This window comes from Caulobacter sp. GW821-FHT09B11 (assembly GCF_059418205.1).
Window position 1 is genome coordinate 15,381 of the sequence record NZ_JBWKPK010000032.1, and the last position, 26,677, is coordinate 42,057.

The following is a 26,677-nucleotide window of genomic DNA, read 5'->3' on the forward strand; positions in this document are numbered from 1 at the left end:
CCCTACTTGGCCGCGTCGAAGCCGAAGGCGTGGCGCATGACCTGGAAGATGTAGCTCTCCTCGACCACGCCGCGGACCAGATAGGCGCCCGGGCCGTCGGCATAGATCCCGACGTCCTCGCCCGAGTGGGCGGCGCTGGGCAGGTTGGCGCCGGCCTGCTGGTGGTAATCGACCTCGTCGAGGTCCTCATGGGCCGGATCGGCGCGCAGGTTGTTCCCCTCGACGCCGCCCGGACCGGTGGCGAAGCTCAGTACGGTGTAGGCCTTGCCGTCGCCGGCCACGACCGGCTCGCCCTCGTTGCCGGCCAGGCCCAGGATCGGGGCGCTGCGGGCGGCGTAGCCCGAGATCACCAGGCCGTGGCTGTGGTCGGCGGTGACGATGACCAGGGTCTCGTTCAGATCCACCTTGGCCAGCACCGCCTCGATGGCCTTCGAGAACTCGACGGTCTCGGTCAGGGTGCGCTTGGCGTTGTTGAGGTGGCTGCCCATGTCGATCTTGCCGCCCTCGACGAGCAGGAAGTAGCCCTTGGGGTTCTGGGCCAGGATGTCGACGGCCTTGGTCGCCATCTGCGCCAGGGTCGGCACGCCCTCGCCCAGCACCGGACGCTCGACCTCGTAGGGCAGGTGTTCGCCGGCGAAGAGGCCCAGCACCGGACCGGTCTTGCTGGCGTCGATCGCCGCCAGTTGGTCGGCGGTCGTGACATAGGCCGCGCCCTTGGCCTTGGTCCATTCGGCGGTCAGGTCGCGGCCGTCGGCGCGCTTGCCGCCCTTGTCTTCCGGCAGGAAGCGCGAGCGGCCGCCGCCCAGGGCGACGTCGAGGCGCAGCTTGGCCGGGGCCTCGACCAGTTGGCGGGCGATGTCCTTGCAGCCGCCGCCCAGGGCCTCGGCCGGCATGTCGCCGTCGCCTTCCCAGTCGCGATAGGCGGTGTGGGCGTACGTCCCGGCGGGCGTGGCGTGGGTGATGCGGGTGGTGGTGACCGCGCCGGCCGACAGGCCGTGGGCCTTGGCGATCTCGGCGATGGTCTCGACGCGGTTGGCGGCCTCGTCGGCGCAGGCCTCGGGCTTTGCCGCTCCGGTCAGGCCGATGACCTTGTTGCGGGTCTTCACGCCGGTGGTGATGGCGGTGATGCCGGCCGCGCTGTCGGTGACCTGGGTGTCGTGGCTGTAGGTCTTGGAGAGCGCCACCCAAGGCAGTTTCTCGAAGGCCAGGGCGTTCGACTCGCCGTCGACGCCGCGCTGCTGGCCCTCGTAGATGCGGCTGGCCACGGCGGTGGAGATGCCCATGCCGTCGCCCAGGAACAGGATGACGTTCTTGGCCTTGCCGGTCTTGGGGTTGACGGTCAGGGCCTTGGCCAGGGCGGCCTCGCCGGCCTTGTAGTAGCTGTCGGCGGCCTGGGCGGGCGTGGTGTCGGCGGCCAAAGCGGCGACGGGCGCGAAGGGCGCAAGGGCCAGGGCGCAGACGCCGGCCAGGAGCGAGGGAACGCGGATCACGAGGGGATCTCCAGCAGGGACATTCGGGTCCTGTGCTGGAGTTTCGTGACAGTTCTTCGAGCGCCGCCCCAGAAAGCCCGGGTCGGCGAAATCCTGACTCCCCTCCATCCGTAAAACCCCCGCGAAAGCGGGGGCCCAGGCGTTTTATCGTCAAGCGCCGTGGGTTTCAGAAAAAGCCTGGGTCCCCGCTTTCGCGGGGATTTTACGGGGTTAGGGAGTCTAAGGACGCCGCACCCGCCAGGCGAAGGCGGTGGCCGCGCCCAGCAGCAGGGCCGCGCCGGCCTGATGCAGCACGCCGAGGCTTAGCGGCACGGCGGCCATCAGGGTCCAGACGCCCAGCCCCGCCTGGACCAGCACGACGCCGAGCACGACATAGGCGACGATCCGGGCCTCGTGCGGCAGGCGGCGGGCGCGGGCCGCGCCGACGGCCAGGGCGATGGCGGCGGCGCACACCGCATAGGCCATCAGGCGGTGATGCAGCTGCACCGCGCCCTGGCTGTGAGCCAGGGTGCCCCACAGGCCCTTGCCCGCGTATTCGGCGGGCAGCAGCGAGCCGTTCATCAGCGGCCAGTCGTTGTAGACGAGGCCCGCGTCGTTGCCCGCCACCAGGGCGCCCAGCAGGCTCTGGAAGAACACCGCGCCCAGGAAGGCCAGGCCCCAGCCGCGCCATTCGCTACGCTCCTCGACGCGCGGGGCGCCGTTCCAGGCGTCGAGCGCGGTCCAGATCAGCAGCACGAAGAGAGCGAGCGCCAGGCCCAGGTGCGCCATCAGCCGCTCGGGCGCGACCGAGACCCGCTCCGAAAGACCGCTGGAGACCATCCACCAGCCGACCAGCCCCTGCAGGCCGCCCAGGGCCAGCATGGCCCCGCAGCGCCAGATCAGGCGGCGCGGCAGCATGCGGCGCACCAGGAAGAAGGCGAACGGCAAGGCGAAGGCCGCGCCGACGATCCGGCCCAGCAGCCGGTGCGCCCACTCCCACCAGAAGATGCCCTTGTAGGCTTCGACCGTCATGTCGGGGTTCACCAGATGGTACTGGGGGATCTGCTTGTAGAGCTCGAAATTGGCCCGCCAGGCTTCCTCCGACATCGGCGGCAGGGCGCCCATGATCGGTTTCCACTGGGTGATCGAAAGCCCCGAGTCGGTCAGGCGAGTCGCGCCGCCGACCACGACCATGCCGAAGACCAGAACGGCCACGACAAACAGCCAGATGGCGACGGGCCGGGAACGGTCGGAACGCAGGAAGGAAGTCATGAAGCCGAAAAAACGCCTGTTCTGGGCCTAAATGGGGCGGCAAGACCCCTACTCCCGCGCCCCTACTCCCCGCAAGGCGCCGCTGTCCATGCCCAGCCGGCCCTTAAGGAGGTCATGACGCGCCTCACGGCCCGTGCCATTGTGCGCCCGCTGCGGGGGCGCAGCGCGTTCTTGGGGGATGTGAGATGAGCGGCGTGGGCGTGTTCGTCGCCTTGGTGATCGGCATCCTGGCCGGCTGGATCGCGGACGTGGCCCTGGCCCGCCGCCACAGCCTGTTCATGCAGATGCTGATCGGGGTGATCGGCTCGTTCATCGGCGCCTTCATCGCCCAGCGCCTGCACATGGTGGTCCCGGGCTTCCTGGGCAGCCTGGTCGTCTCGGCCGTGGGCGCGACCCTGTTCCTGGCCGTGCTCGGCCTCTTCCGGAGATCCGCGTGAGCGCTCCCCTCATTCCGGCGCGCCTGCGCAAGCTGATCGGCTCGATCGGCGTGATCGCGATCCTGCTGGGCTGGATCTGGGCCTTCACCAGCCTCTACGACCACCTGCCCCTGAATCGCGCCGTGCACCTGCTCTATTTCGTGGCGCTGGGCATGGGCTGGATCCTGCCGGTCATTCCGCTGATCACCTGGATGGGCAAGGCGGACAAACCGCTGAACGTCGGTGAGCGATAGCCTAGGGCGAGCGATAATCCGAAAACGAAAAAGGCCGCCCCGAGGGGCGGCCTTTGCGTTTCTTCCGCGGCCTTCTCTCCGGGGAGAGAATGGTCGGAGCGACAGGATTCGAACCTGCGACCCCTTGACCCCCAGTCAAGTGCGCTACCAGGCTGCGCCACGCTCCGACGCGGAAGGAGCGCCCTTATAGGCGCCGCTCCCCGACTCGGCAATCGGAAATCGAGGGCTTTTTGCGAGGCCTCAGGAACGCGTCAAAAGCCCGTCCAGACGGGCCTTGATGCTGGTCAGGTCGTCCAGGGCCTCGACCAGGCGAGCCCGGCGTTCGGGGCTGTGAGCCTGCGAAACGGACGAATCGCCGAACCCGTCGGCGATGGGAGATTCGAGAAAGGCCGCGCCGTTCTGGCCGAGACCCGCGGCGATCACGTGAGTGACGCCCTGCTCGCGGTGTAGCTTCTGGACGCCCTTGATCGTGTAGCCCTCGGCGTGCAGCAGCGCGCGCACGCCGTTGAGCACGGCGATGTCCTGCGGGCGATAGAAGCGGCGCCCGCCGGCCCGTTTCATCGGGCGGATGAAGGAGAACTTGGTCTCCCAGAAACGCAATACGTGCTGGGGGACGCCTAGCTCTTCGGCGGCCTCGGAAATCGTGCGGAAGGCGTTGGGCCCCTTCGCCACCGCATCGAATCCCTTAGTCGCCCAGGGCGCTGTCGATGCGCGCCTTCATGACCTGGGAGGAGCGGAAACCGATGACCCGGCGCGGCTCGATCTCGGCCGGCTCGCCCGTCTTGGGATTGCGCCCCATCCGGGCCCGCTTCTCGCGAACCTGGAAGACGCCGAATCCGGAAAGCTTGACCGTCTCGCCCTTCTCCAGGGCCTCGGCCACCAGGTCGAGAGTACGCTCGACGAGACCGGCGCAGTCCTGACGCGTCAGGCCTACTTCCTCGTGGACCGCCTCGCAGAGGTCAGCCCGGGTCAATGTCGAACCCTTCATAACGCCCCCTTACGCAACACGCGGACGAGAAGTCCTTGTCCGCGCCAATGACCAGTCACCCGACAGGCGGGGCGCACGAATGCCCCGATCTCGCGCGACATGACCTCGTCAACTCAAGACTGCATGCCGCGAATACCGCATGAAGTCAAAGGGTCAAGCCGGACACCTCATATGCGGAGGAAGCCCGGACGCCAACCCAAGGTCAAGCTTGCTTCGTAACCATCAGAGGCGCAGGACGCAGGCGCCCCACGTCAGGCCGCCGCCCATCGCCTCGAGCAGAAGCAGGTCGCCCGGCTTGATCCGGCCGTCCGCGACCCCGTGCGCGAAGGCCAGGGGAATCGATGCGGCCGAGGTGTTGGCGTGCAGCGCCACGGTCGAGATGACCTTTTCCTCGTCGATGCCGCAGCGGTTGGCCACGCCCTGGAGGATTCGCTGGTTGGCCTGGTGCGGAATGAACCAGTCCACCTCGGGCACGGTCACGCCGGCCTTCTCGGCGGCGGCGAAGATGGCCTCGGAGATGTTGATCACCGCGTGCTTGAAGACCTGGTTGCCCAGCATCCGCAGCTTGCCGACCGTGCCCGTGGTCGACGGACCGCCGTCGACATAGAGCAGGTCCTGCTTGGTTCCGTCGGCGCGCAAGGCGAAGCCCAGCATGCCGCGATCGGCCGTGGTCCCCTGCCCTTCGCCCGGCTCCAGCACGACCGCGCCGGCGCCGTCGCCGAACAGCACGCAGGTGCCGCGGTCGGTCCAGTCCATCAGGCGGGTCATGGTCTCGGCGCCGATCACCAGGGCGCACTTGGCGTGCCCCCGGGCGACGAAGCCGTCGGCCACCGACAGGGCGTAGACGAAGCCCGAGCACACGGCCTGGACGTCGAAGGCGATGCCGACGCCCGCGCCCAGCTTGCGCTGGACGATGGCGGCGGTGGCCGGGAAGGTCAGGTCGGGCGTGGTGGTGGCCACGATGATCAGATCGACGTCGGCGGCCGACTTGCCCGCGCGCTCCAGCGCCTGCCTGGCGGCCTCGACGGCGAGGTCGGAGACGGCCTGGTCGTCGGCGGCCTTGTGGCGCTGGCGGATGCCGGTGCGCTCGATGATCCATTCGTCGGAGGTGTCGACGACCTTCGACAGGTCTTCGTTGGTGACGATCCCCGGCGGCAGGTAGGCCCCGACGCCGGTCACCACGCTACGGACTACGCTCACTCGGCGGCTCCCTGGGTTTCGACGCCATCGGCGCCGTCGTCCTTGGCCGCTTGATCTTTTTCCGCGGTCAGACGCTTCAAGTTACGATCGATCTCGGCGGTGAAGTCGCTGCGCGCGAGATCCACCGCGACACGCACGGCCGAGGCGAAGCCGCTGGCGTCGGCGCCGCCGTGGCTCTTCACCACGATGCCGTTGAGGCCCAGCAGCGGCCCGCCATTGACCCGGCCCGGGTCGAGGCGGCGCTTCATCTTCTTCAGCGAGCCCGAGGCGATCAGCGCGCCCAGCATGGCCAGCGGGCCAGCGGTGAGCGTGGCCTTGATCTCGTTGCCGAAGAACCGGGCCAGGCCCTCGGCGGTCTTCAGGGCGACATTGCCGGTGAAGCCGTCGGTGACCACCACGTCGACGGTGCCGTAGGCGATGTCGGTGCCCTCGACGAAGCCGCGATAGTCGAAGTCGAAGTGCGGGCTGTCCTGCAGGATGCGATGCGCCTCGCGCACCTCCTCGTGGCCCTTCTGGTCCTCGGAGCCGACATTGAGGATGCCGACCGTCGGGCGGGTCGAGCCGTGCACGGCGTGGTGGAAGGCAGCCCCCATGATCGCGAACTCGACCAGTTGCTCGGCGTCGCTCTCGACATTGGCGCCGACGTCCAGCACCGCCGAGACGCCCTTCATGGTCGGCCAGGAGGCGACGATGGCGGGACGCTCCAGATCCGCGCTCATCCGCAGGATCAGCTTGGAGATGGCCATCAGGGCGCCGGTGTTACCGGCCGAGACGCAGGCCGCGGCCTGGCCCGAGCGGAGGGCCTCGACGGCGTTCCACAGGCTGGAGCCCTTGCCCCGGCGCATGGCCTGGGCGGGCTTTTCATCCATGGCGATGGACTTGTCGGTGTGGACGACGGTGCAGACGGCGCGGGCCGCAGGGGCGCGCGCCAGCTCGGCGTTCAGCGCCGTCTCGTTCCCGTGCACCAGGAAGCGGACGTCAGGCAGGGACTTGGCGGCGATCTCAAGCGCGGGTACAACCACGGATGGTCCGTGATCCCCGCCCATGGCGTCGACCGAAATGACAACGGGTTGGGGCACGAGACGCTATCGACTCCTGTGACGGTCGCGACGCGGCCGGCTTGATTCCGGGCGTGATATCACGCCCGGAGGGAAAAGGGCCAACTCAGCCCTCTTCGTCCTTTGCTTTCAGCCCCTTCAGGGCTGCAAAGGGAGAAAGGTCGACGGGCTCGGCCGGTTGCACGAACACCGCTCCCGGCTTGCGCGGGAACGGGTCCAGCTCCAGCGCCAGGTGCTCGATCACATAGCCCGAGACGTCGATCGTCTCGTCTTCCAGCACGTCGGGCGGATCGTCGCTCTCGGGATCCATGCCCAGCTCGCCGCCCTCGTCCTGGGGGGCGTGCTCGCTGTCGGCCGGCAGCACATGCAGGCTGAAGCGGGCGTCGATGCGGGTCTCGAAGTCCTCGGCGGTGACGCCGCAGGTCTGGACGACGCGGGCGCGCAGCACGCCCGACACCTCGGCCCCGTCCATCCACGAGCGCAGATAGACGTCGGCCTCCAGCTGGTCGAGCGACACCAGGTTCAGCTGCGCGGCGATCGCCTTGCGCACGGTTTCGTCGGGAGCCAGCTTCAGGTCGACCCCGCCGCGGTCGACGCGGGCCAGGGTGACGGTGCTGGGCCAGGGATCGATCAGACGTTCGGCCATTGCACCACTCCATTCAGCAGGTCGTTCAGCGATTGCCCGGCCAGGGCCTCTCGCGCGAACCGCACATAGGCGCTCACGGCGGCGATGTCTCCCTCGCCGCGCTCCTCGAACACGGTGCGGGCCAGGGCGGCGTCGAGGCCGGCCGCGTCGGGCAGGCTCTCGAAGGCCTCGTCATAGGTCTTCAGCCGGCCGTAGAAGGCGCCGGCCAGCTTCTTCATCTTCTTGCCGACGGCGGTGTCGGAGACCCCGATCTCGCGGAAGGCGTCGTCGAGGCCGCGGACATAGGAATCGAACACCGCCTGCGAGGTCTCGCCCGCCGCCTCGCCCTGCCCCTTCAGTCGTTCCATCACCAGCACCACGTGCAGGGTGAAGAGCTCGAAGCGGCCCTCCAGCGAGTCGCGGACCCCGAGATCGGCGTAGAACCGCGCCGAACGCGCCTGGGCCACCGCCGAGGCATAGAGCTTTTCTCCCGCTATCCTTGCGGCACGAGGCTTCAGAAGCCGATCCAGAAACATTCCACGCCTCTATTTCGCCGCGAGCCGGCCATAGATGGCCTGTCGAGCTACGCGGGCCATTGAACTAAGCCCGCGCGAGCGATAGGTCAAAGTCCAGCATTCTTCCGGTTCCGGAGCCTCTATGTTTCGTCCCGCCGTTTTCGCCGCCGCCGCCATCGGCCTCGCCGCCGTCGTCGGGGGCTGCACGCCGCTGACGAGCTATTCGGGCTTCCAGGCCATCGAGGCCAAGCCTGTCGACATGAAGGTCGGCGAAGACAGCAAGTCGACCGTGATGGAAAAGCTGGGCTCGCCCTCGGCCACCTCCACCTTCGACAACAACGCCTGGTACTACGTCTCGCAGACGACCGACCGCGTGGCCTTCTACAGGCCGCGGGTGATCAAGCGCGACGTCGTGGCGATCAAGTTCAACGCCGCCGACGAAAAGGTCGCTTCGGTCGACACCTTCACCCTGAAGGACGGCAAGGTCATCGCCTACAACGGTCGCGAGACCCCGACGCGCGGCCGTGAGATGACGATCCTCGAGCAGCTGCTCGGCAACGTCGGCCGCGGCGGCATGCTGCCGCAGGACGACGACGGCGTCCCCGGCACCCGTCCCGGCGACCGTCGCTAAGTCGGAAACCCGACACTCAGCTTGACCATAAGCGCGTGATTTCGTGCGACTTTTTGTCGCCGTATCAACGTTTGCTAAATCACGCGCGGAGCAACCTTCACGCTTAGCCGACGCCTGGCCCCAACCAGACGTCGCTCTGGGGGGAGAAGGTTCGTGGACGGACCAGATCTGCGGGCGTTGACGATCCTGATCGTCGACGACAACGCCAACATGCGCGGGATCCTGTCGGCGATCCTGAAGGCCGCCGGCGTGCGGCGCATCCTCGAGGCCGGCGACGGCGTCGAGGGCCTCAAGGCCTTCGCCGAGCGCGAGGTCGACATCATCTTCACCGACCTGATGATGCAGCCGGTCGACGGGCTGGCGTTCGTGCACTGGGTGCGCAATTCGCCGGCCAGTCCCAACCCTTACGCTCCGATCATCATGATGACCGGCCACGCCACCCGCCGCAGCCTCGACGAGGCGCGAATGGCCGGGGTGACCGAGTTCCTGGCCAAGCCGATCAACGCGCGCGGGGTGATGCACCGCATCAACGAGGTCATCAACAACCCGCGCGACTTCGTGCGGGCCGGCGACTATTTCGGCCCCTGCCGCCGTCGCCGCATCGACCACGACTTCACCGGCGACGAACGCCGCGGCGCCCAGCCGTCGCCGACGGTGCTGGGCGGCGAGGCCGAGGTCCACGCGTTCGATCCGGAAGAGTGCTACTGAGCCCCCCTTCCACATCCCGCTCCCACGTTCGTCATCCCGGAAAGCGCGCAGCGCTTATCCGGGACGCAGGGGACTGGGCGCCGCGCCTGCCCCAAGCTCCGATGGCGTTTGCAGGCGCAACGCGGCGGCCCCTGGGTCCCGGCTCTACGCTTCGCTACGGCCGGGATGACGACGGTAGGGGATCAAAAGAAAACGCCCCGGAGCCTGAGCTCCGGGGCGTTTCCGTATCAGCAAGATCGCAAGATCAGCCGTGGGCTAGCACCGCCAGGAGCAGCAGGGCCACGATGTTGGTGATCTTGATCATCGGGTTCACGGCGGGACCCGAGGTGTCCTTGTAGGGGTCGCCGACGGTGTCGCCGGTGACGGCGGCCTTGTGGGTTTCGCCGCCCTTCTTGTGCAGGACGCCGTCCTTGTCGGTGAAGCCTTCCTCGATCACCTTCTTGGCGTTGTCCCAGGCGCCGCCGCCGCTGGTCATCGAGATGGCGACGAACAGGCCGGTGACGATCACCCCCATCAGCATGGCGCCGAGGCAGGCGAAGGCGTCGACCTTGCCGGCGATGGCGTTGATGACGAAGAACAGCACCACGGGCGAGACCACCGGCAGCAGGCTGGGCACGATCATCTCGCGGATGGCGGCCTTGGTCAGGATATCGACCGCCTTGCCGTATTCGGGCTTGGTCTCGTAGGTCATGATGCCCGGGTTTTCGCGGAACTGGCGACGGACCTCGGCTACCACCGACTCGGCCGCGCGACCGACGGCGGTCATCGACAGACCCCCGAACAGGAACGGCAGCAGGCCGCCAAACAGCAGGCCGACCACGACATAGGGGTTGGAGAGGTCGAAGCTGACCGCCCCCATGCCGTCGAAGAAGCTGCCCGGGGCGGCGTTCTCGGAGAAGAACTTCAGGTCTTCGGTATAGGCCGCGAACAGCACCAGGGCGCCCAAGCCCGCCGAGCCGATGGCGTAGCCTTTGGTGACGGCCTTGGTGGTGTTGCCGACCGCGTCGAGGGCGTCGGTGGTGACGCGGACTTCCGGCGGAAGACCGGCCATCTCGGCGATGCCGCCGGCGTTGTCGGTGACCGGGCCGAAGGCGTCCAGGGCGACGATGAAGCCGGCCAGGGACAGCATGGTGGTGGTGGCGATGGCGATGCCGAACAGGCCCGACAGGTTATAGGTCACCACGATGCCGACGATGATGGTCAGGGCCGGCAGGGCCGTGGACTCCAGCGACATGGCCAGGCCCTGGATGACGTTGGTGCCGTGGCCGGAGACGCTGGCCTGGGCCACCGACTTCACCGGCCGGAAGCCCGTGCCGGTGTAGTACTCGGTGATGACAACGATCAGCGCGGTGACCGCCAGGCCCACGAGGCCGCAGTAGAACAGGTTGTCGGCGGTGAACAGGCGGCCGTCGAGCTCGATCGAGGTCGGGACCAGCTGGTGGATCACCCACCACACCGCCGGGATCGACAGCAGCCCGGTGACGATCAGGCCCTGATAAAGGGCCCCCATGATGTTCTGCTTCTTGCCCAGGCGGACGAAGAAGGCGCCGATGATCGAGGTGACGATGCACACCGCGCAGATGGCCAGCGGCAGCAGCATCATCGAGCCGACGACGTCGGTGCCGGTGAAGAAGATCGCCGCCAGCACCATGGTGGCGACGGTGGTCACCGCATAGGTCTCGAACAGGTCGGCGGCCATGCCGGCGCAGTCGCCGACATTGTCGCCCACGTTGTCGGCGATGGTCGCGGCGTTGCGGGGGTCGTCTTCCGGAATGCCGGCCTCGACCTTGCCGACGAGATCGCCGCCGACGTCCGCGCCCTTGGTGAAGATGCCGCCGCCCAGGCGGGCGAAGATCGAGATCAGGGACGCGCCGAAGCCCAGGGCCACCAGGGAGTCGATGACGACCCGGTCGGTGCCTTCATGGCCGACCGACAGCAGCAGGGCGAAATAGCCCGCCACCCCGATCAAAGCAAAGCCCGCCACCAGCATGCCGGTCACGGCGCCGGAGGTGAAGGCCATCGACAGGCCCTTGGCCAGGCTCTCGGACGAGGCCTGGGCGGTGCGCACATTGGCCCGCACCGAGATCAGCATGCCGGCGAAGCCCGCCAAGCCAGACAGGATCGCGCCCAGCGCGAAGCCCACCGGCTGCTCCCAGCTCCTGAAGAAGAAGGCGAGCAAAGCGATCACGACGACGCCGACGATGGCGATGGTGGTGTACTGACGGTTCAGATAGGCTTGAGCGCCTTCCTGAATGGCCGCGGCGATCTCCTGCATCTTCGCATCGCCCGGCGAGGCCTTCAAAAGCCTGGCGGTCTGAACCGCGCCATACAGCACCGCCAGAAGCCCGGCGCCGATGGCTACGTAAAGCCAAGAACTCATGGGTTTAGTGCCCCTTCGTGTTTCCAATCACGAGGGGTCGCGGTTCCCGGCGCGAGGCGAATACGACCGCCCCGGACCGGGAGCGGCGGGCGGGCCTTATGGCCTCATTCCCCCTCGATGCTCCCTGAACTGGCCCCGACATCGGCGCCAAGGGGAAACACTGCCATCCACCCGCAAAGCGCGCAACCGCTTGCGAGAACGGCGTTCGCGAAGGGATCAGGGAATGATGGGGGCCGAATCGACCTGCGGGGCGGGCTTGGCCGGCGTTCCCGGCTTGGCGGGCGGCCTGGGCGGGGGCACGAAGTTGCGCGGGGTCTGCTTGCCGACGGTGACGCTGGCGACCTTGCCCTTGCCGACGAGCACGGCCGCCTCGCGCATCACGGCGGCCTTCAGCTTGCCCTCGTCGAGCAGGACGTAGCTGCCCGGCTTGTTGAACGGCTGCTTGTGGGCGGCGCGGACCAGGGCGTCGCGCAGCTTGGGTTCGGTTCCTGCGAAGGCCGTGAGGTCGCCGCCGGGCGGCAGGGTCAGGGAAAGCTCGACGAAGACGTAGTTGATCAGCCGGCCGCCATCGACGATCGGCAGGGCCATGGAGCCCAGCTTGATCACCGGATCGGCCTTCTCCTTCTCGCCCTCCCCGCCTTCCTTCTCCTTCTTCTTGTCGGAAGCAAAGGCGGGCGCGGCGCACAGCACGAGCGGCGCGGCGAACGCCAGGAGGGCGCGACGGGAAACGCCATTGGCGTTGGAGGGACGGGTCATGCTCCAGCCCTTAACCGAGAAGACTTGAGGCTTCGCTACCGAGCGGCGCCGGCGAGGACCTCTCAAGAAGACCGGGCAAGACAGAGGGCGCGCCGGGATCCGGCGCGCCCTCCACGTTCAGGATCGATCCCGCCCCTAGAAGCTGAAGCGCACGCCGACCAGGCCGCCGAAGCTCGACAGGTCAAACTCCGACTCGGTCTTGCCGGAGAAGCTGGTGATCTCGACCTTGACCGGGCCGACGCGCTGGTAGCGGCCTTCGGCGAACAGCGAGACGTTCGGCGACACCTCGACGCTGGCGCCGACGATGGCCTGCAGGGTCAGGGCGTCGCCCCGGTCGTCCAGGATGCCGTCGTCGATCTTCACCGAGGCCACGCCGATGCCGGCGCCCAGATAAGGCTTCACCTTCCCTTTGATGGGAAAGTCGTAATAGGCGTTGATGTCCACGCTGATCACCTGGGCCTTGCCACCGTTCCAGGTCTGCGTCAGCGCGCCCCCGCGATAGGTGGTTTCGAGCTTCTGGCTGCGATAGCCTGCGGCCAGCTCGGCCCGCCAGTTGGGTCCGAACGACGCGCCCCAGGCGACGGCGCCCTGAGCGCCGGCGTCAGCCTCGGAAGACACGTTAGGACCGGCATAGTCGTAGTCGAAATCGGTGCTGCCGATGACGCCGCCGGCGATCGAGACGTACTGGCCGTGCTCGGTGGCGGGCGCCTTGGCGGCGGGCTTGGCCTCTTGCGCCGAGGCGACGCCGGCGAGGGCCAGAACGGCGACTGCCGTGGTGATGAACAAACGCATGAAGAGAAATCCCCCAATGGATACGCGCCAAAGTTTGGCGATCTCGCGATAGGGGGTGGGCCAGGCCGCGTAAACCGGGCGCCTGTCCAAGCTTGGCCGTTTGCCGCCGACCATTGCAGCTGCGCAACATTCAGTTGCGCGATGCGATTTCACTCACGCTTTCATTGAGAATGAAACGGCGACGCCATCGACGCGCCGACGTCGGCATGGACGGGACGGAAAGACGCGACGAGGAGGCAGAAGCCGCCCTAGCCGTGCAGCCAGCCCAGGCGCTGAGGGGTGATGTCCTTGCCCTTGAACAGGGCCGCGACCCCCTCGCCTTCGACGAACTCGCCGATGTCGCGCACCGGCAGGCCGGCGGCGAAGGCGGCGGCCTGGAAGGCGGCGACGTCGGCGGCGGGAATGGCGCAGACGATCTCGTAGTCGTCGCCGCCCGAGGCCAGGGACATGCGGGCTTCGCCGCGCTCCGGCTGGGCTTCCAGCCAGGCGCGGGCGCCGGTCGACAGCGGCAGGCGGTCGAGGTCGACCTTGACCTGCAGGCCGCTGGCCTTGGCGATGTGGCCGGCGTCGGCCAGCAGGCCGTCGGAGACGTCGGCGGCGGCGTGGGCGTATTGGCGCAAGGCTTCGCGCAGGGCCAGGCGCGGCGCGGGGGTGCGATAGCGGCGCACGAGGCCGCCGTCGGGATCCTCTACCTCGCCCCAGTGGGCCAGCAGGCCCAGCCAGCCGTCGCCGATGCTGCCGCTGACCACGAGCCGGTCGCCGGCCTGGGCGCCGCGACGCAGGACCGCCGCGCCTTGCGGGACCCAGCCCAGCAGGGTGGCCGAAACCACGAGCGCGCCGGAGGTGGTGACGGTGTCGCCGCCCAGCAGATTGATCCCATAGGCCTGGCCGTCCTCGGCCAGACCCCGGGCGAAGGTCTCACGATCCTCGACCGTCGTGCCCGAGGGCCAGCCGACGGCCAGGAAATAGCCGTAGGGCTCGGCGCCCTTGGCGGCCAGGTCGGAAAGATTGGTGCGCAGCAGGCGCCTGGCGACGATGTCGAGTTCTTCACCGGCCAGGAAGTGCACGCCGGCGACCATGGCGTCCTTGGTGATCACCAGGTCGTAGCCGGGACGCGAGGGCAGCACCGCCGCGTCGTCCAGCAGGTCGAGCGCGGCGGGGTCGCCGTTGGTCAGCGGCCGCAGGAACTTTTCGATCAGCTCGAACTCGTCCGGACCGGTCGGCGCGGCCGTCGGCGGGACGTCGTCGAACCACGACTCGTCGTCCTCCGCCGCCGTCGCCGGGGCGGGATCGTCGAACCAGTCGTCGTCAGACTCGGGCGTCACGCGCGATGGCGTCCAGGGCGCCGTTGATGAAGCCGGCTTCCGGCCCTTCGAAGAACGACTTGGCGATCTCGACGTACTCGTCGATCACCACCTCGGTCGGAACGTCCGGGCGGTTCATCAGCTCGTAGGCGCCGGCGCGCAGGACGGCGCGGGCGGTGGCGTCGAGACGCTCCAGCTTCCAGCCCGAGGCCAGGCGGCGGACGATGGCGGGGTCGATGGCGGCCTGCTTGGAGACCACGCCCTTCACCAGGTCGGCGAAGAAGGTCTCGTCGGCCTGGGCCAGCTGGGCGCCTTCATTGTCCTCGACGGCGCGGTCGAAGCGGTGCTCGGAGAACTCGCGGACGACGGCGTCGACGCCGGCGCCGGAGACTTCCATCTGATAGAGGGCCTGCACGGCCGCCAGACGCGAGACGGAACGAGGCTGGATGCGCTTGCTCATCGCGCTTGTCCTGACAGCTGACGCTTCAATCCGACGATCTCCAGGCATTCCCGAGCGGCTTGGCCCCCGCGGTCGCCTTGCGACAGGCGGGCGCGATTCCAGGCCTGATCCTCGTCGTCAACCGTCAACACGCCGTAACCAATGGCCAACCTTTTTCCGACGGCCAGGTCCTGGAGGCCGCGGGCGGTCTCGTTGCTGACGATCTCGAAGTGGTAGGTCTCGCCGCGGACCACGGCGCCCAGGGCGATGTAGCCGTCGTAGCGCACGCCCGACGGACCCTTGCCGGCCTCCTCGGCGATGGCGATCGCGGCGGGGATCTGCAGGGCGTCCGACACGGTGACGACGTCGTACTCGGCGCCCTGCGCCTCGACCGCCTGCACCGCGCCGGCCAGCAGCGCGTCGGAAAGGCCCGAATAACGGCGCCCCTCGACGATCAGCAGACGAATCCTGTCTTCCACCATATGCCTCTGAACTCCTGGGCGGACGGGAGGCCTCGATGGGCCGTCTCGCGCCGACCCGAAAAATCGAATCGTAGAATGCGCCTATAGCTCGTCTTCGGCGACGTCGCTCAAGCCTTCTTCGCCCAAAAACTTCGCGAAATCGCTGGTCTCCCGGAAATCGCGGTAGACCGAGGCGTAGCGCACATAGGCCACGTCATCGAGCGACTTGAGCGCGGTCATCACCATCTCGCCGACGGCCGACGACGGCAGCTCGGTCTCGCCCTGGCTTTCCAGCCGACGGACGATGCCGTTGACCATCCGCTCGACCCGCTCGCCCTCGATCGGCCGCTTGCGGGTGGCCAGCGAGATCGAGCGCATCAGCTTGTCCCTGTCGAACGGCGAGCGACGGCCCGACCGCTTGACGATGATCAGCTCACGGAGCTGGACGCGCTCGAAGGTGGTGAAGCGGCCGGCGCACTCCGGGCAGAGGCGACGGCGGCGGATGGCCGCGCCGTCTTCCGACGGGCGGCTGTCCTTCACCTGGCTTTCGGCGTGGCCGCAGAATGGGCAGCGCATGATCTTGGGCCCTCCCCTGCGGCCTCAACCCATTAGTTGTAGATCGGGAAGCGGGCCGTCAAGGCCAGCACTTCCTCGCGGACCTTGGCTTCGACGGCCGCGTTGCCGTCGGCGCCGTTGGCGGCCAGACCGTTGACCACTTCGCCGATCAGCTCGCCCACGCGGGTAAACTCGGCTTCCTTGAAGCCGCGGGTCGTGCCGGCCGGCGTGCCCAGGCGGATGCCCGAGGTGATGGTGAACGGCGCGGTGTCGAACGGCACGCCGTTCTTGTTGCAGGTCATGTGGGCGCGCTCGAGGCTGTGCTCGGCGTCGCGGCCGGTCACGCCCTTGGGACGCAGGTCGACCAGCATCAGGTGGCTGTCGGTGCCGCCCGAGACGATGTTGACGCCCGACTTGCCCAGCGCTTCGGCCAGGGCCTTGGCGTTGGCGATGATCTGCGCGGCGTATTCCTTGAACGAGGGCTGCAGCGCTTCACCGAAGGCCACGGCCTTGGCGGCGATGACGTGCTCGAGCGGGCCGCCTTGCAGGCCCGGGAACACGGCCGAGTTGACCTTCTTGATGATGGCTTCGTCGTTGGTCAGCACCATGCCGCCGCGCGGACCGCGCAGGGTCTTGTGGGTGGTGGTGGTGACGACGTGGGCGTGCGGGACCGGATTGGGGAACACGCCGCCGGCCACCAGGCCCGCGAAGTGGGCCATGTCGACCATCAGGTAGGCGCCGACGCTGTCGGCGATCTCGCGGAAGCGGGCGAAGTCGATCTCGCGGCTGTAGGCCGAACCGCCGGCGATGATCAGCTTGGGCTTCTCGCGCTGGGCGACCTCGGCGACGTTGTCATAGTCGATCAGCTGGTCCTGCTGGCGCACGGTGTAGGACACCGGCTTGAACCACTTGCCCGACTGGTTGGCGGGCGAGCCGTGGGTCAGGTGGCCGCCGGCCGCCAGGTCCATGCCCATAAAGGTGTCGCCGGGCTGGAGCAGCGACATGAACACCGACTGATTAGCCTGCGAGCCCGAGTGCGGCTGGACGTTGGCGAAGGCCGCGCCGAACAGCTGCTTGGCGCGCTCGATGGCGATGGTCTCGATCTCGTCGACCCATTCGCAGCCGCCGTAGTAGCGCTTGCCCGGATAGCCCTCGGCGTACTTGTTGGTCAGGATCGAGCCCTGGGCTTCGAGCACCGCCTTCGAGACGATGTTTTCCGAGGCGATCAGCTCGATCTGGCTCTGCTGACGACCCAGCTCCCGGCCAATGCGATCGAAGATGTCGCGGTCGGCGGTCGCGAGATCGGCGCCGAAGAACTTGGTCAGGTCGGTTGAAGTCGTCATCAGGCGCTCCTTGGGGCAGAGGCGGGGGTGCGGCGGCAAGGCTTTGGGCGACGCGCTCCCGCGGGCGGGAGTCGACGGGGCTCTCTTTAACTCCCTTCGCGCCGCGATCAATCACGGAACCGTCGCAGTAACCATGCGTTGCTCACGAACCCGGCCGGGTGTTGCCGTCAAGCCGGGTGATTTTGAGTGCAACGAACAGAATGGGCGGGATGCGTATGGCGGTTTCACACGGCGAAACGGGATCGGAACTGACGGACGAGCCCGACCTGCTGGCGCTGAGCGCCGGGATCGTCGCGGCCTATGTGGGGCAGAACAAGGTCTCCCACAGCGCCGTGCCCGCCCTGATCCGCACCGTGCATGGCGCATTGCAGACCCTGGGCGGCGAGCCCGCCGCGGCCAGGCCGACCGAGAAGGCCAAGCCGGCCGTGCCGGTGTCGCGTTCGGTGCAGCACGACTACATCGTCTGCCTGGAGGACGGGAAGAAGCTCAAGATGCTGAAGCGCTACCTGCGCTCGCACTATGACATGAGCCCCGAGGACTACCGCCGCAAATGGGGCCTGCCCTCGGACTATCCCATGGTCGCCCCGGCCTACGCCGCCCGCCGCTCGGACTTCGCCAAGCAGATCGGCCTGGGCAAGGGCGTGCGCCGGAGGGCGTAAACGCCCTCCCCTTCATTCCTTCTTGCCCCCACTCGTCGTCATCCCGGCCGAAGCGCAGCGTAGAGCCGGGACCCAGGGCCGCCGCACGGAGTCAGCGCCCTCTGAAGAGGCTGTTGCAAGCGCGGCGCCCAGTCCCTCTGGGTCCCGGATAAGCCCTGCGGGCTTTCCGGGATGACGAAGTTGGGTGGCATGGGTGTGAAGCGCGAAGCCTCACGCCTCGGAGAAGATATCCCGCTTCTTGAACGAGGCGGTCATGAACCGGCCCATGGCCTTGGGCATGGTCAGCCAGCGCACCGGCGCGGCCGTGGCCTCGCCCTTCAGCACGCCGTCGGCGATGTAGGGGGCGACGGTTTCGACGCGGTCGCCGAGGATGTTGTAGAGTTTCATCGAGCGTTCGCGATCGGCGTCGGTGGCGTCTTTCATCTCGGCCTGCAGCAGGTCGGTGGCGACGATGCCGGGGCTGATCGTGCCGATGCGGACATTGGTGCCGTCCAGCTCCTTGCCCATCGACTTGGTGAAGTAGGACACCGCCCGCTTGGTGGCGCCGTACAGCGTCAGGCCCGAGGCGGTCATGCCGTCGCTGCCGAAGCCCTCGAAATTGTAGATCGCCCCGCCGCCGGGCTGCACCAGCATGCGGGTCATGGCCAGCTTGGTCGCCTTGATGACGCCCAGCAGGTTGGTGGCGACCACCGCGTCGATGTCTGCCTCTTCCACCTGGTCCAGGCGTACGCGGGGCGAGACGCCGCCGGCGTTGTTGATCCAGATGTCGACCGCGCCGAAGCGCTCGACCGCCGTGTTCCACAGCGCTTCCAGGTCGGCGACCTTGCTGACGTCGCAGGCCTGGGCGGCGACGGCGCCGCCGGTGGCTTCCAGCTTGGCCAGCGCCTCGGCCAGGACGGTCGGGTTTCGGCCCGAGATCACCACCTGGCAGCCCCGCTCGAGGAAGGCTTCCGCCAGGCCGAAGCCGATGCCGCGGCTGCTGCCGGTGATCACGATGGTCTTCACGGTGCGACTCTCTTCTAGCGCAGGACGCCGCATCCAGCCTCAAGCCGAGCGGACGCGCAGCGGCCTTGTATCGGGAAACCGCCACGCGGAGAGGTCAGGCCGGACGGACACTCATCGACACGCCGCCCTTCAATCCGTCCAATCCCCGCATTCGCGGGGACGCTCGGTGAGAATGGCCAAGGGCCTTGAAGCCTCAGACCGCCGCGTCCCGCTCCAGCCAGTCCATGGCTTCCGATCGCGCCCGGGCGATGTGGGGCGCGAGATCGGCCACGGCGTCGTCGTCGAGCCCGACCAGCAGGCCCCGGGCCTCGTCCAGGGCCGCGAGGTCCGCCCGCGCTTCGCCAAGATAGGCGTCCGGCAGTTCGTGCTGGTGGAAGGCGATGTCGGCCAGAACGGCGACGACGAGGTCCAGCCGCGCGGGCGCAAACAGCGGATCGCGCTCCAGCGCCTCGCGCAGGAAGGGCTGCGGCGGCGCGTGCCAGGTGGAGCCGCCGCTCGACAGCCGCGCCAGCCAGACCAGCGGCCAAGGATCGGCGGCCTTGACCACCGCCCATTCCTCCAGGGTCGGACGGACGAGCAGGCGAAACAGCGGAACCGGCAGCACGGCCTCGGGCTGGCCGCGATAGGCCATGCGCTTCTCGCCGATCCAGACGACCAGGATCACGCGCTCGGCCAGCGGCCAGCTGACCGCGCCGGCCATGAACAGGTCGAGGGCTTCAAGCGCCTCGCGCCTCAGGCCCTGATGGCGAAACCGGAAATAGTCGGACAGCCCCGACCAGCCGGGATGCTCGGACGCATCCTCGGCCAGCTCGCGCAGGTAACCGAGATCGAAACCCAAGGCGGAGTTTTAGGCCGCGTGGCCGCCCATGCGGGCGACGTTGCAGTGCGCCCACAGCTTTTCCATCGCCCCGACCAGCTTGCGCATCATGTCGTCGGTGTGGAACGGCGTGGGGGTGAAGCGCAGGCGCTCGGTGCCGCGCGGCACGGTCGGATAGTTGATCGGCTGCACATAGACGCCGTGGTCGGCCAGCAGCATGTCGCTGATCAGCTTGGTGTGGACCGGATCGCCGACCAGCACCGGCACGATGTGGCTGTCGTTTTCCATGACCGGCAGGCCGGCGTCCTGGAACATCTTCTTCAGGGTGCGGGCGCGCTCCTGGTGGGCGTCGCGCACTTCGGGATGTTGCTTGAGCCACTTGACGCTGGCCAGGGCCCCGGCGGTCAGGGCGGGCGGCAGCGAGGTGGTGAAGATGAAGCCCGAGGCCATCAGGCGCACGGCGTCGATCACCTCGGCGTCGCCGGTGATGTAGCCGCCCATGACGCCGAACGCCTTGCCCAGCGTGCCCTCGATGATGTCGATCTGGTCCATCACCCCGTCGCGCTCGGCGACGCCGCCGCCGCGCGGACCGTACATGCCGACCGCGTGGACCTCGTCCAGATAGGTCATGGCGCCGTATTTCTTGGCCAGGGCCGCCGTGGCGCCGATGTCGGCGATGTCGCCGTCCATCGAATAGACGCTCTCGAAGGCCACCAGCTTGGGCGCGTGCGCCGGGGCGGCCGCCAGCAATTCTTCAAGGTGGGCCAGGTCGTTGTGGCGGAAGATGTGACGCGGGCCGCCGCCGTTGCGGATGCCGGCGATCATCGAGGCGTGGTTCTGGGCGTCGGAGAAGATGATCAGGCCCGGCAGGATCTTCTGCAGGACGCTGAGGGTGGCTTCATTGGAGACGTAGCCCGAGGTGAACAGCAGCGCGGCTTCCTTGCCGTGCAGGTCGGCCAGCTCGGCTTCCAGCTCCACGTGGTGGTGGTTGGTGCCCGAGATGTTGCGGGTGCCGCCCGAGCCCGAGCCGTGCTCGTCGATCGCCTGGTGCATGGCGTCCAGAACGACGGGGTTCTGGCCCTGGCCGAGATAGTCGTTCGAGCACCAGACCACGACTTCGCTCTCGCCGCCGTCGGCGCGAGTCCAGGTCGCGCGCGGGAAGGCGCCACGATGGCGCTTCAGGTCGGCGAACACCCGGTAGCGGCCTTCGTTGCGGATCTGGGAGACAGCAGCGGTGAACGCGGCTTTGTAGTCCATGCTCGTATCTTCCCCCCGGACCGAGGCCCGGCGGTCCTTGTTCTTCTAGCCCGGCTTTTCGCACCGCGCCGACGTAGTGTCCACCTAAGGGCCTCTACCTACAAATTGGAATTAGGCTTGGTGTCGCATCGATTGGTTCTATAAGCGCCAGACTCAACCCTGCCTTGTTCAGGCAAGCTCCGCAAGACGTCCGCGCAACAGTTGCAGCACGGCCGAGAAATCCTTGCCGCCGAAGCCGTTGGCGTCGAACAGGGCGTAGAGGGCCTCGGCCTGGGCGCCCATGGGCGTGCTGGCCCCGGCCCGGGCGGCGGCTTCCTGGGCGAGCTTGAGGTCCTTGAGCATCATCGCCGTGGCGAATCCCCCTTCATAGCCGCGATCGGCGGGCGTGGCGGGCCCCACGCCCGGCACGGGGCAGTAGGTCGAGACCGACCAGCACTGGCCCGACGACTGGCTGGCGATCTCGAAGAAGCGGTCGGCGGCCAAACCGAGCTTCTCGGCCAGGGCGAAGGCCTCGCAGGTTCCCAGCATCGACACGCCCAGCAGCATGTTGTTGCAGATCTTGGCCGCCTGCCCGGCGCCGTGACCGCCGGCGTGGATCACCGCCCGCGCCATCGGCTTCAGGGCGGCCTCGACGGCGGCGAAGTCGGCGTCGTCGCAGCCGACCATGAAGGCGAGACTCCCAGCCTCGGCCGCCATGATGCCGCCGGAGACCGGCGCGTCGGCGAAGCGGAAACCGGCCGCCCTCGCCTGCTGCGCCACCGCGCGGGCGCTGTCGACGTCGATGGTCGAGCAGTCGATCAGCAGAGCCGATTTCGGGGCGTTGGCCAGCACCTGCTCGCCATAGACGGCGCGGACGTGAGGTCCCGCCGGCAACATGGTGATGACGATCTCGGCGTCGACGACCGCTTCGGCGACGGACGCGGCGGCGGCGCAGCCGGCCACGGCGGCCTTTTCCAGGGCGAGGGCCGACAGGTCGAACGCCGCCACGGCGTGGCCGGCCTTGGCCTGGTTGGCGGCCATGCCGCCGCCCATGTTGCCCAGGCCGATGAAGGCGATCCTGGTCATCACTACGCTCCCTAAATGCGAACCGCGCCTACGTGGGCGCGGTCCTTGTCTTTGGTGTCTTCAGTGCGTCCTTCGAGGCTCGCCGGCGGCTCGCACCTCAGGATGAGGACCGCCTGCACAGACTTCCTCATCCTGAGGCGCCCGCGCAGCGGGCCTCGAAGGACGCAATGCCGTTACCGCGCCCCGGCCGGCTTGCGGAACTTGTAGATGAACTGGTCGGTCTTGCCGCGGATCGACGGGTCGAACACCGAGACGTTGCGCTTGTCGGCGGCGTCGCGCAGCACGCGGCTCTCGCCTTCGAAGACGAAGCCGGCGGCGGTGACCTCGGCCTTCACGGTCTCGGGGTCGATGCGGTGCAGGTTCGCGGCGTCGCGCAGGCCCGAGCCCGGCTGGGCCGAGTGGTCGAGCACCAGGTAGACGCCGCCCGGCTTCAGGGCCTGGAAGATCTTGCGGTTCACGACCGACAGGTCGGCCGGCCCCATCAGCGGGGTGTGCATGTCGTGGTAGTTCTGGGCGGTGAACACCAGGTCCAGCTTCTCGGGCGCGCTGAAGTTGGGCAGGGTGTTGAGGATCACCGAGACGTTCCTGTAGGCCGGATCGGCGGCGATGGCGTTCACCGCCGGCTCGCGCTTGGCCAGCTTGGTCAGCTCGTCGGGCACATAGGCGTAGACGTGGCCGCGCGGGCCGACGGCTCGCGACAGGATGCGGGTGAAGTAGCCGCCGCCCGGGATCAGGTCGGCCACCTTGGCGCCGGTGCGCACGCCGGCGAAGGCCAGCACCTGGGCCGGCAGGCGGTCGGCGTCGCGCTTGCTGTCGACCTCGGGGCGCAACGGGTTCTCGACCGCGGCGACGATGTTGGCCGGAATGGCGACCGGAGCGTCCGCCGGGGGCGGCGGCGGCGGCTCGACCGGTCCCATCGGGGTCGTGGCGCAGGCGGTCAGGGCGAGCGCGGCGACGAGGCTGAGAAGCGGCTTACGCATGGTCTTCCTTCCGGAGGGTCTTCTTAGTTGCGGGCAAGCTAGCGGCGCCGGCCGCCTGCTTCAATGCCGCTACGGCATATCCCGACATCAGGCGTCCGCGAGGGGCGTCCACTCCTCGTCGGCCGGCAGCGGCGCGAACATCGCCTGGATGTCGGCGTCATCCACCGCCTCGACCGTCGGCGGGTCCCAGCGGGGGGTGTTGTCCTTGTCGACGATCACCGCCCGCACGCCCTCGATGAAGTCGTGACGGCGCACGACGCGCGAGCCGATCCGGTACTCCATCGCCATGTGCTCGGCGAAGTCGGTCATGGCCTCGCCGCGCTTCAGCTGCTCGAAGGCGACCTTCAGGGTCTGGGGCGACTTGGTCTTCAGCACCGCCAGCTGGGCCTTGCCCCAGTCGCTGGAGTCGGCCTCGAGGAACTCGAAGATCTGCTCGACGCTGTCGCCGACGAACAGGCGGTTGAGGTCCTGCTCGAAGCCGACCAGCGGCGCCTTGCCGGCGTCGGCGCGGTACATGCGCAGGGTCTCGTCGATGCGGCGATGGTCGGCCAGGACGGCCTTTTTCAGCCCCTCGACCGCGCCGAACTCGACGAAGTGGGTGGCGACGCCCAAGCGCATGCAGTCCGCGCCCTTGATGCGCGCTCCCGTCAGCGCCAGCCACAGGCCCGCCTTGCCCGGCAGGCGCGGCAGGTACCAGCCGCCGCCGACGTCCGGGAACAGGCCGATGCCGGTCTCGGGCATGGCGAAGGTCGTGCGCTCGGTGGCGATCCGGTAGTGGGCCGGCATCGAAATGCCGACGCCGCCGCCCATGACCACGCCGTCCATGATCGCCACGACGGGGCGGTCGTAGTGGAACAGCAGGTGGTTCAGCCGGTACTCGGTGTGGAAGAACCTGCGCGCCTCGACGCCGTCGCCCGCCCCGCTCTGCGCCAGCATGCGGATGTCGCCGCCGGCGCAGAAGCCGCGCTCGCCGGCGTGGTCGATCATGACCATGTCGATCTCGGGATCGGCCTGCCAGTCCAGCAGGGCCTGGATCATCGTCTCGCACATCGACAGCGTCAGGGCGTGCAGCGCCTGGGGTCGATTGAGGGTGATCCGGCCGACGTTCTTCTTGGCGCGGATCAGGACTTCAGGGGCCTGCTTGGGGGGAGCGTCGGTCATCTGGGATCTCAGGCGAGTTCGGGGTCTTCGACGGGCGCGCAGTCGAAGCGGTCGATCTGGCCGGCCAGCAGGCGATAGACCGCGTCCTGCGGCACCTCCTGGGCCAGGGTGTCGGCGCGCGACAGGCCGGCATAGGCGCCGCGCAGCAGCCGGCCGGCGACGCCGTGGCTGACGACGATCAGGCGGCGCTCGCCTTCCGGAGCCTGGTCGGCAAGCCAGCCGGCGACGCGGGCGGTGACGTCCTCGAAGGTCTCGCCGCCGGGCGCGCGGAAGGCCCATTCGTAGCTGGCGAACAGCTCCGGATTGTCGCGGCGGATATCCTCGCGCAGACGGCCGGACCAGTCGCCGACGCTGATCTCCAGCAGGCGATCGTCGAAGCTCAGCGGCAGGCCCGTGCGCTCGGCGATCGCCTCGGCGGTATTGCGCGCCCTGCGCAGCGGGCTGGCGACGATCCGCCAGGCGTCGGACGGCTCGCGCGCGATCAGGTCGGCCAGCAGGTCGCCCATGGCCCGCGCCTGGGCGCGGCCGAGCGCGGTCAGGTCGGACTCGGTCTGGCCCTGGAAGCGGCCCTCGCGGTTGAACTGCGTCTGGCCGTGGCGGCAGAGATAGATCATGCAGTCGTCGCCCTCAGGTCGAAGCACTCAATGCCGGCGCTCTCTGCCGCCTTTAGCAGGGCGTCGTCCCTCGAAGCCAGCGGCCAGGCATGTTCCAACGCCAAGGCGAGATAGGCGGCGTCGAAAAGGCTGAGCAGGTTCGCCTTGGCCAGCGCTCCTAGTTCATCCATGTCGATAGCCGGCGCATGGAGCTGCACGTTCAGGGCCGCATAAAACAGCAGGGCCTCGTCGTGCTCTTCAGGCGGAAGCGCGCCCCGCCTTTCGACCTTCAGCAATACGTTGCGCACTTCCCAGTCGAAGATGGCCGGCGCCTCGAAATGCAGGGTGTTAGCCTGATCCAGCATCGCGCTCGCCGCCAGCGTGGCCTGCGACGGCAGAATCCAGGCGAGCGCGGCGGATGCGTCGACGACGACCGACCTCACTCGCGCGCCATCTGCTTCAGTTCGTCCCAAGCCATGCTTTCAATCTTGGGATCGGCGGCGGCGATCCGCTCGCGAAGCGCTTTCGAGCGGGCCACGAGTTCCGCGGCGGACACCTTGCGCGGCAGCAGCGACGCGTCATTAGCCGGCGACAGCTTGGCCACCGGACGCCCATTGCGGGTGATGAGCACGGCCTCGCCGCCCTTCTCGACGGCGTCGAGCAGGGCCGACAGATGGGTCTTGGCTTCGAGGACGCCGACTTCGCGCATAACGGGCTCCAATCTGACCAGCCTGGTCAGATTAACACGATCTCACTGCCGGAACATCTCGCGGGCGATGATCACCCGCATGATCTCGTTGGTGCCTTCGAGGATCTGGTGGACGCGCAGGTCGCGGACGATGCGTTCCAACGGGTAGTCCTGCAGGTAGCCGTAGCCGCCGTGCAGCTGCAGGGCGTCGTTGGCGACCTGGAAGCCGGCGTCGGTGGCGAAGCGCTTGGCCATGGCGCACAGCTTGGTGGCCTGCGGATCCTTGTTGTCGAGCGCGTGGGCGGCGCGACGGACCATCAGGCGGGCGGCTTCCAGCTCGGTGGCCATGTCGGCCAGCTTGAACTGCAAGGCCTGGAAGTCCTTCAGCGGGCGGCCGAACTGATTTCGGGTCTCGAGATAGGTCTTGGCCGTGTCGAGGGCGAACTGGGCGCCGCCCAGCGAGCAGGAGGCGATGTTCAGCCGGCCGCCGTCGAGGCCCATCATCGCGAAGCGGAAACCCTCGCCCTCCCCGCCGATGCGGTTGGCGGCGGGCACGCGGCAGTCGTCGAAATTGACCTGGGCGGTGGGCTGGGCGTTCCAGCCCATCTTGCGCTCGTTGGCCCCGAACGACAGGCCCGGCGTTCCCTTCTCGACCACGAAGGCCGAGACGCCCTTGGGGCCCTCGCCGCCGGTGCGGGCCATGACCACATAGACGTCCGACACCCCGCCGCCCGAGATGAAGGCCTTGCCGCCGTTCAGCACATAGTCGTCGCCGTCGAGGCGGGCCGTGGTGCGCATGCCGGCCGCGTCGGAGCCCGAGCCCGGTTCGGTCAGGCAATAGCTGGCGATCAGCTCCATGGTGGTCAGGCGCGGCAGGTAGCGCCGGCGCAGCTCTTCGGAGCCGAAGCGGTCGATCATCCACGAGGCCATGTTGTGGATGGTGAGGTAGGCCGCCGTCGGCACGTCGCCATAGCTGAGGGCCTCGAAGATGATCGAGGCGTCGAGGCGCGATAGGCTGCTGCCGCCGAGGTCGTCCTGCACGTAGATGCCGGCGAAACCGAGCGCGGCGGCCTCGCGCAGCACGTCGACCGGAAAGTGCTTGGCCTCGTCCCAATGCGCCGAATGCGGGGCAAGGCGTTCCGCGGCGAAGCCGGACGCCATCTCCTGGATGGCGCGTTGATCGTCGTTCAGCGCGAAATCCATGCGCCGTTTCCTCCCATGCGGGGCAGATCCGCCCTCATCGTCTTGGCCGCTGACGTGCCTCGCCGGGCGGAGTGTGTCAATCA

31 protein-coding genes and 1 tRNA gene are annotated in these 26,677 nt (G+C 68.3%); 5 read left to right on the forward strand and 27 right to left on the reverse strand.

Translation table 11 applies throughout. The features are described from left to right. Positions 1–2: 2 nt before the first annotated feature. Together AC07N1_RS20525 and AC07N1_RS20530 are read right to left on the reverse strand one after the other, a co-directional pair. A complete protein-coding gene (locus tag AC07N1_RS20525; RefSeq protein ID WP_494673475.1) occupies positions 3–1,490 on the reverse strand; it encodes an alkaline phosphatase in 1,488 nt (495 codons plus the stop codon). 219 nt (positions 1,491–1,709) lie between these two features. Next, a complete protein-coding gene (locus AC07N1_RS20530; RefSeq protein WP_494673476.1) occupies positions 1,710–2,741 on the reverse strand; it encodes a COX15/CtaA family protein in 1,032 nt (343 codons plus the stop codon). A 185-nt stretch (positions 2,742–2,926) separates the two neighbouring features. Here AC07N1_RS20530 and AC07N1_RS20535 point away from each other — a divergent pair, with 185 nt between their 5' ends. Both AC07N1_RS20535 and AC07N1_RS20540 read left to right on the forward strand, forming a co-directional pair. Beyond that, positions 2,927–3,178: a GlsB/YeaQ/YmgE family stress response membrane protein gene (locus AC07N1_RS20535; protein WP_494593088.1), complete on the forward strand. Its 252-nt coding sequence runs from the start codon at positions 2,927–2,929 to the stop codon at positions 3,176–3,178. Next, a complete protein-coding gene (locus AC07N1_RS20540; protein WP_487291183.1) occupies positions 3,169–3,411 on the forward strand; it encodes a DUF2842 domain-containing protein in 243 nt (80 codons plus the stop codon). Before AC07N1_RS20535 ends, AC07N1_RS20540 begins: the two co-directional genes overlap by 10 nt. 90 nt (positions 3,412–3,501) lie before the next feature. Here the strand turns inward: AC07N1_RS20540 and AC07N1_RS20545 are convergent. The 7 genes from AC07N1_RS20545 to AC07N1_RS20575 all read right to left on the reverse strand — a co-directional run bounded on the left by AC07N1_RS20545 (position 3,502) and on the right by AC07N1_RS20575 (position 7,818). After that, positions 3,502–3,578: transfer RNA gene (locus AC07N1_RS20545), tRNA-Pro, on the reverse strand. A gap of 73 nt (positions 3,579–3,651) precedes the next feature. Further along, complete coding sequence (locus AC07N1_RS20550; RefSeq protein WP_494673477.1) at positions 3,652–4,083, reverse strand: MerR family transcriptional regulator; 432 nt, start codon at positions 4,081–4,083, stop codon at positions 3,652–3,654. A gap of 13 nt (positions 4,084–4,096) precedes the next feature. Then, on the reverse strand, positions 4,097–4,399 hold the full coding sequence (locus AC07N1_RS20555) for an integration host factor subunit alpha (RefSeq protein ID WP_110118249.1): 303 nt from the start codon (positions 4,397–4,399) through the stop codon (positions 4,097–4,099). A 222-nt stretch (positions 4,400–4,621) separates the two neighbouring features. Then, positions 4,622–5,599: a beta-ketoacyl-ACP synthase III gene (locus AC07N1_RS20560; protein ID WP_494673478.1), complete on the reverse strand. Its 978-nt coding sequence runs from the start codon at positions 5,597–5,599 to the stop codon at positions 4,622–4,624. Next, positions 5,596–6,678, reverse strand: a complete 1,083-nt coding sequence (gene plsX, locus AC07N1_RS20565) for a phosphate acyltransferase PlsX (RefSeq protein WP_494673479.1) — start codon at positions 6,676–6,678, stop codon at positions 5,596–5,598. The genes AC07N1_RS20560 and plsX overlap by 4 nt, the downstream gene beginning before the upstream one ends. Before the next feature lie 85 nt (positions 6,679–6,763). Continuing rightward, positions 6,764–7,303 carry a YceD family protein gene (locus tag AC07N1_RS20570; RefSeq protein ID WP_494673480.1) on the reverse strand — a complete coding sequence of 180 codons (540 nt, stop codon included), beginning with the start codon at positions 7,301–7,303 and terminating at the stop codon, positions 6,764–6,766. Further along, positions 7,288–7,818 (reverse strand): ubiquinol-cytochrome C chaperone family protein, encoded by a 531-nt coding sequence (locus AC07N1_RS20575; protein WP_494673481.1) that lies wholly within the window; start codon positions 7,816–7,818, stop codon positions 7,288–7,290. Before AC07N1_RS20575 ends, AC07N1_RS20570 begins: the two co-directional genes overlap by 16 nt. 121 nt (positions 7,819–7,939) lie before the next feature. Here AC07N1_RS20575 and AC07N1_RS20580 point away from each other — a divergent pair, with 121 nt between their 5' ends. Both AC07N1_RS20580 and AC07N1_RS20585 read left to right on the forward strand, forming a co-directional pair. After that, the gene (locus AC07N1_RS20580) at positions 7,940–8,428 is read left to right on the forward strand and encodes an outer membrane protein assembly factor BamE (RefSeq protein WP_494673482.1); all 489 of its coding nucleotides are present in this window, start codon (positions 7,940–7,942) and stop codon (positions 8,426–8,428) included. Between the two features lie 153 nt (positions 8,429–8,581). Further along, on the forward strand, positions 8,582–9,136 hold the full coding sequence (locus AC07N1_RS20585) for a response regulator (RefSeq protein WP_494673483.1): 555 nt from the start codon (positions 8,582–8,584) through the stop codon (positions 9,134–9,136). A 244-nt stretch (positions 9,137–9,380) separates the two neighbouring features. On the opposite strand, the gene AC07N1_RS20590 is transcribed toward AC07N1_RS20585, so the two are convergent. From AC07N1_RS20590 to glyA, 8 genes are all read right to left on the reverse strand, one after another. Continuing rightward, a complete protein-coding gene (locus AC07N1_RS20590) occupies positions 9,381–11,516 on the reverse strand; it encodes a sodium-translocating pyrophosphatase (RefSeq protein WP_494673484.1) in 2,136 nt (711 codons plus the stop codon). A 216-nt stretch (positions 11,517–11,732) separates the two neighbouring features. Further along, positions 11,733–12,272, reverse strand: coding sequence for a hypothetical protein (locus AC07N1_RS20595; RefSeq protein ID WP_494673485.1), 540 nt, complete (start codon positions 12,270–12,272; stop codon positions 11,733–11,735). Between the two features lie 135 nt (positions 12,273–12,407). Then, on the reverse strand, positions 12,408–13,064 hold the full coding sequence (locus AC07N1_RS20600) for an outer membrane protein (protein WP_494673486.1): 657 nt from the start codon (positions 13,062–13,064) through the stop codon (positions 12,408–12,410). Positions 13,065–13,312: 248 nt separating this feature from the next. Further along, a complete protein-coding gene (gene thiL / locus AC07N1_RS20605) occupies positions 13,313–14,389 on the reverse strand; it encodes a thiamine-phosphate kinase (protein ID WP_494673487.1) in 1,077 nt (358 codons plus the stop codon). Next, a complete protein-coding gene (gene nusB, locus AC07N1_RS20610; RefSeq protein ID WP_494673488.1) occupies positions 14,373–14,828 on the reverse strand; it encodes a transcription antitermination factor NusB in 456 nt (151 codons plus the stop codon). Before nusB ends, thiL begins: the two co-directional genes overlap by 17 nt. Then, entirely contained in the window at positions 14,825–15,289 is a 465-nt protein-coding gene (locus tag AC07N1_RS20615; RefSeq protein ID WP_494673489.1) for a 6,7-dimethyl-8-ribityllumazine synthase, read from the reverse strand. The genes nusB and AC07N1_RS20615 overlap by 4 nt, the downstream gene beginning before the upstream one ends. 81 nt (positions 15,290–15,370) lie before the next feature. After that, positions 15,371–15,844 (reverse strand): transcriptional regulator NrdR, encoded by a 474-nt coding sequence (nrdR, locus tag AC07N1_RS20620; protein WP_494673490.1) that lies wholly within the window; start codon positions 15,842–15,844, stop codon positions 15,371–15,373. 32 nt (positions 15,845–15,876) lie between these two features. Further along, positions 15,877–17,166: a serine hydroxymethyltransferase gene (gene glyA, locus AC07N1_RS20625; protein WP_494673491.1), complete on the reverse strand. Its 1,290-nt coding sequence runs from the start codon at positions 17,164–17,166 to the stop codon at positions 15,877–15,879. Positions 17,167–17,381: 215 nt separating this feature from the next. Between glyA and AC07N1_RS20630 the strand changes: the two genes are divergently transcribed. After that, positions 17,382–17,825: a Ros/MucR family transcriptional regulator gene (locus AC07N1_RS20630; RefSeq protein WP_494673492.1), complete on the forward strand. Its 444-nt coding sequence runs from the start codon at positions 17,382–17,384 to the stop codon at positions 17,823–17,825. A gap of 210 nt (positions 17,826–18,035) precedes the next feature. Here the strand turns inward: AC07N1_RS20630 and AC07N1_RS20635 are convergent, their stop codons facing one another. From AC07N1_RS20635 to AC07N1_RS20680, 10 genes are all read right to left on the reverse strand, one after another. Further along, the gene (locus AC07N1_RS20635; protein WP_494673493.1) at positions 18,036–18,830 is read right to left on the reverse strand and encodes an SDR family NAD(P)-dependent oxidoreductase; all 795 of its coding nucleotides are present in this window, start codon (positions 18,828–18,830) and stop codon (positions 18,036–18,038) included. A 193-nt stretch (positions 18,831–19,023) separates the two neighbouring features. After that, on the reverse strand, positions 19,024–19,668 hold the full coding sequence (locus AC07N1_RS20640) for a hypothetical protein (protein WP_494673494.1): 645 nt from the start codon (positions 19,666–19,668) through the stop codon (positions 19,024–19,026). Between the two features lie 9 nt (positions 19,669–19,677). Beyond that, entirely contained in the window at positions 19,678–20,904 is a 1,227-nt protein-coding gene (gene hemA, locus AC07N1_RS20645) for a 5-aminolevulinate synthase (protein ID WP_494673495.1), read from the reverse strand. A 168-nt stretch (positions 20,905–21,072) separates the two neighbouring features. Continuing rightward, positions 21,073–21,972: a 3-hydroxyisobutyrate dehydrogenase gene (gene mmsB, locus AC07N1_RS20650; protein WP_494673496.1), complete on the reverse strand. Its 900-nt coding sequence runs from the start codon at positions 21,970–21,972 to the stop codon at positions 21,073–21,075. A 170-nt stretch (positions 21,973–22,142) separates the two neighbouring features. After that, the gene (locus AC07N1_RS20655; RefSeq protein WP_494673497.1) at positions 22,143–22,949 is read right to left on the reverse strand and encodes a class I SAM-dependent methyltransferase; all 807 of its coding nucleotides are present in this window, start codon (positions 22,947–22,949) and stop codon (positions 22,143–22,145) included. An 87-nt stretch (positions 22,950–23,036) separates the two neighbouring features. Then, positions 23,037–24,110 (reverse strand): enoyl-CoA hydratase/isomerase family protein, encoded by a 1,074-nt coding sequence (locus AC07N1_RS20660; protein WP_494673498.1) that lies wholly within the window; start codon positions 24,108–24,110, stop codon positions 23,037–23,039. Between the two features lie 8 nt (positions 24,111–24,118). Next, complete coding sequence (locus AC07N1_RS20665) at positions 24,119–24,724, reverse strand: histidine phosphatase family protein (RefSeq protein WP_494673499.1); 606 nt, start codon at positions 24,722–24,724, stop codon at positions 24,119–24,121. After that, a complete protein-coding gene (locus tag AC07N1_RS20670) occupies positions 24,721–25,146 on the reverse strand; it encodes a type II toxin-antitoxin system VapC family toxin (protein WP_494673500.1) in 426 nt (141 codons plus the stop codon). Before AC07N1_RS20670 ends, AC07N1_RS20665 begins: the two co-directional genes overlap by 4 nt. After that, positions 25,143–25,412, reverse strand: coding sequence for a type II toxin-antitoxin system Phd/YefM family antitoxin (locus AC07N1_RS20675; protein WP_494673501.1), 270 nt, complete (start codon positions 25,410–25,412; stop codon positions 25,143–25,145). The genes AC07N1_RS20670 and AC07N1_RS20675 overlap by 4 nt, the downstream gene beginning before the upstream one ends. Before the next feature lie 42 nt (positions 25,413–25,454). Then, a complete protein-coding gene (locus AC07N1_RS20680) occupies positions 25,455–26,594 on the reverse strand; it encodes an isobutyryl-CoA dehydrogenase (protein ID WP_494673502.1) in 1,140 nt (379 codons plus the stop codon). Positions 26,595–26,677 lie beyond the last annotated feature (83 nt).